Source organism: Sphingomonas hankookensis, assembly GCF_001619955.1.
In the GTDB taxonomy this organism is placed as follows: domain Bacteria; phylum Pseudomonadota; class Alphaproteobacteria; order Sphingomonadales; family Sphingomonadaceae; genus Sphingomonas; species Sphingomonas hankookensis_A.
On the sequence record NZ_LQQO01000033.1, the window covers coordinates 45,607 to 54,972 of the forward strand.

Consider the following 9,366-nt stretch of genomic DNA (forward strand, 5'->3'; position numbering starts at 1 on the left):
GGTACGGGGCCGATCCCTGCACCGGGCTCCTCCATCGACGGAGCTTCCCCATGAAGGTGCACAGCCTGCTGTTCGCTGCGATCCTGCTCGCCCCCATGCCTGCCGCCGCGCAATCGACGTCGGTCTTCCTTACCGCCCCGGACGATCCGCGTGCGGTGACCGTCCGCGGCATCGGCGACGGTCGCGCGGACGATACCGCCGCCATCCAGCGGGCGATCGACGCGGTCGCCGCCGACCGGCAGAGCGGCGGTGGCGGCGTCGTGTTCCTTCCGTCCGGCCGGTATCGCATCTCGCGCACCCTGTTCCTGCGATCGGGCGTGCGGATGTTCGGCGTCGGTCCGACCCGCCCCGTGCTGCTGCTCGCCGACCATACGCCGGGCTATGCGTCGGGCATCGGCGCGATGCTGAGCTTCACCGGGGAGGATCAATATCGTGCGGGCAAGCCGCCGGTGCCGCCGCCCACCAGCGTGCCGGCCAACGACGCGGTGTTCGACGCGACCTCGACCACCTTCTATTCGGCGCTGGCCAATGTCGATTTCGAGATCGGCGAGGGCAATGCCGGTGCGGTCGCGGTGCGCTTCCGCGTCGCGCAACACGGCTTTCTGCGCCACATCGATTTCCGGCTCGGCTCGGGTTTTGCCGGCATTTACCAGGCGGGGAACGAAGCCGACAATCTGCGCTTCTTCGGCGGACGCTATGGCATCGTCACCGAAAAGACGTCGCCGGCGTGGCAGTTCACGCTGATCGATTCGGAGTTTACCGGCCAGCGCGACGCCGCGATCCGCGAACATGAGGTCGACCTGACGCTGGTCAACGTCGCGATCCGCGATACACCCGTCGGGATCGAGATCGATCGCGGCTATTCGGACTCACTCTGGGGCAAGAATGTGCGGTTCGAAAACGTCCGCGATGCCGGCGTCGTCATCTCCAGCGAACAGAGCGTATTCACCCAGGTCGGCTTCGATAACGCCATCGGCATCAACACGCCGGTGTTCGCAAGATTTCGGGAAAGCGGCCGCACCATTGCCGGAGCCGGCCAGCAATGGCGTGTCGCCGACTTTTCGCACGGGCTGAAGCTCGCGCGGGTCGGGGAGATGGGCAGGACCGCGACCGACATTACCATGAGCCCGCTGACCACGGTTCCGGCGCGTTCAGCCCCTGCGCTCCCGCTGCTGCCCCCGGTCAGCGAATGGGCCAACGCCCGCGCGCTCGGTGCCAGGGGCGACGACCGGACCGACGACACGGCCGCCTTGCAACGCGCGGTGGACAAGCACCGCGTCGTGTACCTGCCGACCGGCCGCTACCGCATCAGCGACACGCTGAAGCTCCGCCCCGACAGCGTGCTGATCGCGCTCCACCCGAACCGGACGCAGCTCTATCTGCCCGACAACGCCCCGCGCTTTGCCGGCGTCGGCGCGGCCAAGGCGATGGTGGAAAGCGCGAAGGGCGGTAACGCGATCGTCTACGGCCTCGGTCTCTATGCCGGCGGCGTGAACCCCCGTGCGTCCAACATTATCTGGCGCGCTGGCGAAGGGTCAATGGTCAACGACGTCCGCATCCACGGGCCGGTCATCTACAACCAGGGCAAGGCGAGCGGCGGCGGGATCGACCCCGAGGCGCGCTGGGACGGGCAAAAGGCCAGCATCTGGGTGACCGATGGCGGCGGCGGCACGTTCAACGCCATCTGGACGCCGAACGGGCTCGCCTCCACCGGCTTCTATGTCAGCGATACGAAGACGCCCGGCCATGTCTATGAACTGTCGGCCGAGCATCATTTCAAGAACGAGATCGTGCTGCGCAACGTCGAGAATTGGGAGTTTCTCGCCCCCCAGACCGAACAGGAGGTGCGCGACGGCGTCTATGCGGTGTCGACCGAGTTCCACAACAGCCGCAACATCCTGTTCGCCAATTATCATGGCTACCGCGTCACCCGGACCGCCAAGCCGATGGACACGGCGGTACGGCTGGTCAATTCGGGCGACATCCGCTTCCGCAACGTCCATGTGAATGCCGAAAGCGCCTATGCCCATTGCGACACCGAAGGCTGCGGTACCTTTGTCCGGGCGAGCAAATATCCGTTCGAGAACGCGATCCGCGACCTGACCACCGGACAGGAAGTACGCGAGCGGGAATTCGCAAAGCTCGACGTGCCCGCCGCTACGCCGCGCCCCGCCACCGTTGCTGCGGTGCCGGCGACACCCGGCGTGACCCGATTGGCGGACGGCTTCTATTCGATCGCCGGCGGCGCCATCGATGCGCAGGGCAAGCTCTACTTCATCGACCGGTTCCATCAGCGCATTCACGGCTGGTCGGCCGCCGAAGGGCTCACCACCGTTTCGCAGGCGAGCCTCGACCCGGTGAACCTGACCATCGATCGATCGGGACGGTTGCTGATCCTCTCCAGCGCCGGGCGGGACGGGACGGTCTACAGCATCGATCCTAGGGCACCGGACGATGTCCGCGCCATCCCGGCCACGAGCTTTCGCTCCGAGAACGCCATCGCCCTGCCGGTCAATGTCTGGGCCAATGGCGAGTTCGCCGATCGTATCGACCAGAAGACCTACGCCTTCCTGCCGCTGTCGAGCTTCTTCACCAGCAAGATGGCCGAGGCGAAGCGACAAGCCTATGTCTCCCCCGACGGATCGGTCGCGATCCCGGCCTTCCGCGTCTGGAACCAGGGGCCGGACGATCATCAGGGCTGGCGCTGGTCCGACACGCTCGACAGCTACGGGCTGGTCACCGCACGGATGGGCGAGCGGGTGACCCTGACCAACGCATCGGAGAACCTTACCTATAGCGGCCGGGTTACGACCGGCGGTGCGCTGACCGACCTGCGCGTCGTCGCCCCGCGCGGCGGCGAAAGCGTGGTACGCGGGCCGGGCGGCGAACTGTACGTCGCCAATGGGCAGATATGGGTGTACGACAAGGACGGTCGCGAAATACGGCGCATCGACGTGCCCGAACGCCCCCTCCAGCTACTGATCGGTGGCAAGGAGTCGCGCACGCTCTTCATCCTGGCGCATCATGCGCTGTACGCGATCGATCTTTGATCGGTCCTGATAGGCGTACGGCGCGTCGGCGGATGTCGGCCACGAAAGCGGTCGCCGCCGACGCTATGATGCCGCGCCGTGCGCAATCCCGCGTTCAAGCCCGCGCAATTCGGCCAGCCCCCGCATCCGGCCGAGCAGCGAATAGCCGGGATTGGCGGTGCGGTTCAGGTCGTCGAGCATCTGGTGCCCGTGATCGGGCCGCATCGGGATGCTGCGGCCTTCGCAGGTCGACAGGCGATGGACCGCCGCCACCACTGCCGCCATGCCGGCGTCCCCGCCCAGATGGTCGGCTTCGTGGAACGCGTCATCCGCCTCGCGCTCGACCGATCGCAGGTGAAGGAATCCGATCCGGCTGCCCAGCCGGTCAACCATGCCCGGCAGATCATTGTCGGCACGCACGCCGAACGATCCGGTGCAGAAACACAGGCCGTTCGACGCGTTCGGCACGCGCGCGAACAGCTCGGCCACATCTGCCTCGGTGCTGACCACGCGCGGCAGGCCGAAAATCGGGAAGGGCGGATCGTCGGGATGCACGACCAGTCGGATGCCGAGATCGTCGGCGACCGGACAGACCGCCTCCAGAAACGCGACATGATTGTCGCGTAGCCGTGCCGCATCGATCCCGGCATAGGTTTCGATCGCCGCCAGGAATTGGGGCGACGTGAACCCCTCCTCGCTGCCCGGCAGTCCGGCGATGATCGTGCGTTCCAGCGCGATCCTTGCCCGTTCGTCCATCGATGCGTGGCGCTTCTCGGCTGCGGCGCGCATCGCGTCCGAATAGCTCGCCTCGGCCCCGGGACGCTTCAGGATGAACATATCATATGCCGCGACCGCCACCGCTTCGAACCGCAGTGCCCGGGCGCCATAGGGTAGCTCCCACGCCAGATCGGTTCGGGTCCAGTCGAGCAACGGCATGAAGTTGTAGGTCACGACGTCGATGCCGCACGCCGCGAGATGAGTCAGGCTGCGGCGGTAATGGTCGATCAGCCGGTCCCAGTCGCCCGAACGGGTCTTGATCCCTTCGTCGACCGGCAGACTTTCGACCACCCGCCATTCGAGCCCCGCGTCCTCGATCATCGCTTTCCGCACGGCGATCGCGTCCCGCTCCCACACCGCGCCATTCGGCACCTCGTGCAGAGCGGTCACGATCCCGGTCGCACCCGCCTGTCGGATGTCGCGCAGCCGGACCGGGTCGTTCGGCCCGAACCAGCGCATCGTCTGGGTCATCAACATGACTATCCGTCCTTCTCCAACCGCCCGAGCGGCACGCGACCGGTTTGCTTCATAGGGCCGCACGTTACAGCGGGACAGTACAGGAAAACGTCGTCACGTCCGTTCGGCAAAACGTCAGCACGCCCCCATGGGCCTGCACGATCTGCCGAGCCAGACTGAGCCCGATGCCGGTGCCGGTGGGTTTGGTGGAGTGGAATGGGCAACGGATCTTCAACGTGTCAGTGGGGAAATCGGGGCCTTCGTCCTGGATTTCCAGGATCAACTTGCCCTGGGCGGCATAGGCGTTGAGGTGGACGATGGCCGCGTTGCCGGGTTCGGCGGCCTCGACCGCGTTCTGCAGCAGCGCCCATAGCGCCTGGTTCAGCTGATCGCGGTCGAGCGCAGCGCAGAGATCGCGACCGACGCGGACGGTCAGGCGGGCGTCGGGCCAGCGGCCGGCAAAGAGCCGCGCGAGGTCGTCGACCAGTTCCGCCACCGACACCGTCTGCCGGAACGGCGGCGGCAGCCGGGCGAGCGCGCGATAGGCTTCGGTGAAACGCTGCAACCCTTCGGCATGGCGGGCGAGGGTCGACAATATCTCCGGCAGCAATGCCGGATCGCCCCGCTGCGGATCGGCAGCGGCCACCCCGCATTCGGCAAGCGACACGATCGGCACCAGCCCGTTCAGCATCTCATGCCCCAGCACCCGCACCATGTCCGCGCTCGCCCGCGCCTCGGCGGTCCGTTCCTCGCTCTCGATATCGATCAGCGCGACCACGTCGTTCGGACCGACCGCGACCCGATCCATCCGCCAATGCCGCGCAGCGTAGCGGACATGGGTCGATGTGCGGTCGAACAGCGCCGGGGGTGCCGAAACGACGCGATCGTCGGCGGCAAAGAGCGTGCGGGCCGAGCGGTTCAACACCCGGACGACTCCCTGCTCCACCGACACCAGCGGCGTGGGAGCGGCGTCGAGCAGCAGGCGGTCGATCATACCGTCGCGCTCCACCGGCGCGGCTACCGCCGGCGAAATCGGCGGTTGCCGGACCCGGCCGAGCAGATGCCCGCCGAGCCATAGCGCCACCATCAGCGCCGCGCCGCAAGCCAGCCACAGGCCATGCGCCGCCGCACCGCCCATCGCCGCGCCGCACAGCACGAGCAGCAGGGCCGCGACGAGCACGGCACGATCCCGGTGAGTGAGCGAGATGTCAGAGGCCATATTGGGCCATGCGCCGGTACAGCGTGCCGCGACTGATCCCTAACGCCGTCGCCGCGCGTGATACGTTGTGGCGATGATCCTTGAGCGCAGCGGCGATAAGCAGCCGTTCCGCATCGCCCAGACCGAAGGGCGTACCCGGCACAGGCGGCGGAGCATCGCCATCCGCTGGACGGATCGCCGCCGCGTCGATCACGCCGTCATCGGCCAGCAGCACCGCACGCTCGATCGCCATTGCCAGCCCGCGTACCTCGTCCGGCCAATCGGTCGCGGCGATCATCGCCTCCGCCGCCGGGGTCAGGGCCGGCGCAGGCCGCCGATAGCTTTCCCCGGCCACCGCCGCGAAATGGCGGGCGAGCAGCACCGCATCGCCGCGCCGATCGATCAGGCGGGGCACCGCAATCTCCACCGTGCACAGCCGCCGCCGCAGCGCGGGCAGCAGCCGCGCGGCATCGTCGACGATAGTGATACCCCGCAGGCCCGGGGGCAGGCGATCGAACAGCCGCCCCTGCCCCACCGCATCCAGCCGATCGACATGGCGCAACAACGCGGTGCCGCTCGCGCCGTCGAGCAACGCCCAGTCCTCGGCCGATCGGAGGTCGAGGCGCAGCGGCACCCGGTCGGCATCGCCGGACGCGGCATGCACCGCCGCCGCGACAAGCGACCGTCCCGTCCCCGACCTGCCGGAGATGCAGACCGACGCAATCGTCGGCCCAACCCGCCGGACGAGATCGCGGATCGCCGCCATCTGCACGGACGTACCCAGCAGCACGGGACCGGACGAACCCTGATTCCCGGTCGGACGGCCCGCTGCCGGCCGTACGGACCGGCCGACCGCGCCGGCGACCTTGTCCAGCAGCACCTCACGACGCCACGGCTTCATCACGAAATCGCGGGCACCCGCCTGCATCGCTTCGATGGCGATGCGGATGCCGCTATGCGCGGTGATGACCACGACGCAGGCGGACGGATCGCCGGCCATGATCCGGCGCAGGCAAGCCAGCCCCTCCGCCCCGTCCGAACGCCCCATCGTGAAGTTCAGGTCGAGCAGGATCGCGTCATAGCGACGCCGCGCGAGCAACGAAAAGGCTGTGTCGGGATGGCCGGCCAATTCGACCCGGTGTCCGGCAAGGCGGAACAGGATATTGGTCGTCCGGGCGACGACCGGATCATCCTCGATCAACAGGATGTTCCAGCCGCTTGACGCGGCGACCGGGTGTCCGTCGCCGGACATTCTGTCCAACGCCCCGTCCGAATCGGCAAGGTCGATGGAGGAAAGCGGTTCATTCATAACGACTTGGCATTTCCGGAGCTGGACAGTGATAACCGGGTCCATGATGACCGAAGATGCAACAGACGCAACCGCCCGGATCGGCGGGCACCGGGGCCGACACGCCATGACGGAGGGCGAGGAATGAACGGCTCCGCCTGGGTTTCGCTCTACCGTTCGCTGGTCCGTCACAAGCTGTACGCGACCCTCAATATCGGCGGGCTGGCGCTCGGCATCGCGGTGTTCTGCGTGTTGGCGCTCTACGTCCGGTTCGAAACCAGTTTCGAGACATGGCTGCCGCACCATGACGAAATCTATCTGGTCCAGACCGAACTGCATCTGCCGGGCAGTCCGCTGAACGGTGCCTATCCCGGTACGATGGCCGGGATGCTGGAACAGATGCGGCAGGATTTTCCGGGGGTCGTCGGCACGCGCATTCGTGGCGGCACGGATGGCGGCACGATCCTACGCGACGGCGAGGCTATCCGTGCCGATGTCGCGCAAGTCGATCCTACCTTTCTGGACATCTTCGCCCTGCCGATCGTCCAGGGGCGCGGCGGCGACGCGCTGTCCGACCCGACCGCCGCGCTGGTCAGCCGCCGTCAGGCACAGCGGCTGTTCGGCGATGGCGACCCGATCGGCCAGACGCTGACCATCGCGGTCGATGCGCCTGAGCGCTATCATGTCGTCGGCGTTTTCGACGACCTGCCGGCCAATAGCGACATGAAGCTGTCGGTCGTGATACCCATCCCGCGTACCCCGCCGCCCGCGCAATGGACCTGGTATCGATGGGGTACGGCGGATGTCGGCACCTATCTGCGCTTCGCCGATACGGCCGACGACTGGGCGTTTGCGGCGAAGCTGCCCGCGTTCGTCCGGCGACGCGCGAAACAGGATCTGGGGCCGACGCCGGACAAGGTCATCGCGTTGTCGCTGCTGCCGATCACGCGAATGCACCTGGAACCGCCGGGCGCGGAGAGCGGCGGGCGGCGGCTGACCGTCGTGGCGCTCGGAATCGTCGGGGTGCTGACGCTGCTGATCGCGGTCGTCAATTATGTAAACCTCGCCACCGCCCGTGCCGGCTTGCGCGCCCGCGAAGTGGCGATGCGCAAGGTGCTGGGCGCGGACCGCGCTACGCTGGTCCGGCAGTTTCTGGGCGAAGCGATGGTGACGGTGGCGATCGCGGCTTTTGCCGGGCTGGTGCTGGCCGAACTGAGCCTGCCGCTGTTGAACGCAGCCGGCGGGCTGACGCTCGCCTTTCCCTATGCACTGGTGGTGCCGGTCCTGATCGTGCTGGTGCTGGTGATCGGGGTGCTGGCCGGGCTGTATCCCGCGCTGCTGCTCTCGCGCTTTCCCGCTGCCGCCGTGCTGGCCGCCGCGCACAGTCCTGGTGGCGGACGCGCCGGCAACCGACTGCGCGAGGCGTTGGTGATCGTCCAGTTCGGGATGGCGATCGCGTTCATCATCGGTACGGCCGTCGTGTCGGTGCAGGTCGCACATCTGCGACAGGCCGATCTCGGCTTTCGTCGGGACGGGCTGCTGGTGGTACCGTCGCTGGCCGACAAGCGGATCTTTGCCGATCGCGCGCGTCCGGTGCTGGCGGCATTCCGGCAATTGCCGGGGGTGGTAGCGGTGGGTGAAGGCGGCACCGGCGCGGGTGGCGATGGCGAGACCAATGTCGATATCATCGCGATGCCGGCCGATGCCGGCCCGGGGGTGACGGTGATGGCGCAGAATGTGGGGCCCGGATTCTTCCGGACCTACAGCCCGACTCTGCTGGCCGGGCGGTTCTTCGACGACGCCCACCGTTCCGACGATGCGAGCGACTGGACCCGATGGCCGCAGGGGCGCAACATCGTCCTCAACCGTGCGGCGGTGGCCGCGCTGGGGTTCCGCTCGCCTGCCGACGCGGTCGGCCGGACGGTGGACGGCGCCATGCCGCGCACGATCGTCGGGGTGATCGACACGCTGCGATTCTTCACGCCGCGGATCGCCGACCAAGCGACCTATTATCAGTATAACCGCGATGGCGTGGCCAAGCCGGTGGCCGCGATCCGCTTCACCGGCGATCCGGCGGCGATGCTTGACCGGGTTCGGGCGACGTGGCGGCGGTTGATCCCCGACGTGCCCTTTGTCGCACAGACCGCCGAGGATCGGCTGGCAGAATTCTACCGCGCCGACGAACAAGCCATGCGATTGTTCGCGATCGGCGGCGGACTGGCCGTGGCCATCGCCTGTATCGGCCTGTGGGGACTGGCCGCGTTCAACACCGCGCGCAGGACGCGCGAGATCGGCATTCGCAAGACGCTGGGCGCGTCGTCGGGCGACATCGTCCGGCTGCTGTTCGGCCAGTTCCTGCGCCCGGTCCTGATCGCCAACGTCATCGCGTGGCCGTTGGCCTATCTGGCGATGCGGGCGTGGCTGGCGGGGTTTGCGGACCGGATCGCCTTGTCGCTGCTGTACTTCGTCGGAGCGGGGCTGCTCGCACTCGCCATCGCGGTCCTGACGGTACTGGCACAGGCGATCCGCGCCAGCCGGGCGGCGCCGGCCTGGGCCTTGCGCCACGATTAGCGACCGGAGCGATCGATGACCGGGGGTACGCCATGCGTCGTGGCGTA

5 protein-coding genes are annotated in these 9,366 nt (G+C 67.7%); 2 read left to right on the forward strand and 3 right to left on the reverse strand.

Annotation, left to right across the window (positions count from 1 at the left end):
• Window positions 1-50: 50 nt before the first annotated feature.
• The gene (locus AVT10_RS11930; RefSeq protein ID WP_066691615.1) at window positions 51-3,050 is read left to right on the forward strand and encodes a glycosyl hydrolase family 28-related protein; all 3,000 of its coding nucleotides are present in this window, start codon (window positions 51-53) and stop codon (window positions 3,048-3,050) included.
• Window positions 3,051-3,113: 63 nt separating this feature from the next.
• On the opposite strand, the gene uxuA is transcribed toward AVT10_RS11930, so the two are convergent.
• The 3 genes from uxuA to AVT10_RS11945 form a co-directional block, all read right to left on the reverse strand.
• Entirely contained in the window at window positions 3,114-4,277 is a 1,164-nt protein-coding gene (gene uxuA, locus AVT10_RS11935; protein ID WP_198158581.1) for a mannonate dehydratase, read from the reverse strand.
• Window positions 4,278-4,347: 70 nt separating this feature from the next.
• Entirely contained in the window at window positions 4,348-5,442 is a 1,095-nt protein-coding gene (locus AVT10_RS11940; RefSeq protein ID WP_232308007.1) for a sensor histidine kinase, read from the reverse strand.
• 28 nt (window positions 5,443-5,470) lie between these two features.
• Window positions 5,471-6,712 (reverse strand): sigma-54-dependent transcriptional regulator, encoded by a 1,242-nt coding sequence (locus AVT10_RS11945; protein ID WP_066691623.1) that lies wholly within the window; start codon window positions 6,710-6,712, stop codon window positions 5,471-5,473.
• 180 nt (window positions 6,713-6,892) lie between these two features.
• Here AVT10_RS11945 and AVT10_RS11950 point away from each other — a divergent pair, with 180 nt between their 5' ends.
• Window positions 6,893-9,319: an ABC transporter permease gene (locus tag AVT10_RS11950; protein WP_066691625.1), complete on the forward strand. Its 2,427-nt coding sequence runs from the start codon at window positions 6,893-6,895 to the stop codon at window positions 9,317-9,319.
• Window positions 9,320-9,366 lie beyond the last annotated feature (47 nt).

What these genes read in the sequence shown, in the direction of transcription:
- AVT10_RS11930 (WP_066691615.1), top strand. Translation starts at nt 51, where the DNA reads ATGAAGGTGCACAGCCTGCTGTTCGCTGCGATCCTGCTCGCCCCCATG.
- uxuA (WP_198158581.1), bottom strand. Translation starts at nt 4,277, where the DNA reads ATGACCCAGACGATGCGCTGGTTCGGGCCGAACGACCCGGTCCGGCTG.
- AVT10_RS11945 (WP_066691623.1), bottom strand. Translation starts at nt 6,712, where the DNA reads ATGTCCGGCGACGGACACCCGGTCGCCGCGTCAAGCGGCTGGAACATC.
- AVT10_RS11950 (WP_066691625.1), top strand. Translation starts at nt 6,893, where the DNA reads ATGAACGGCTCCGCCTGGGTTTCGCTCTACCGTTCGCTGGTCCGTCAC.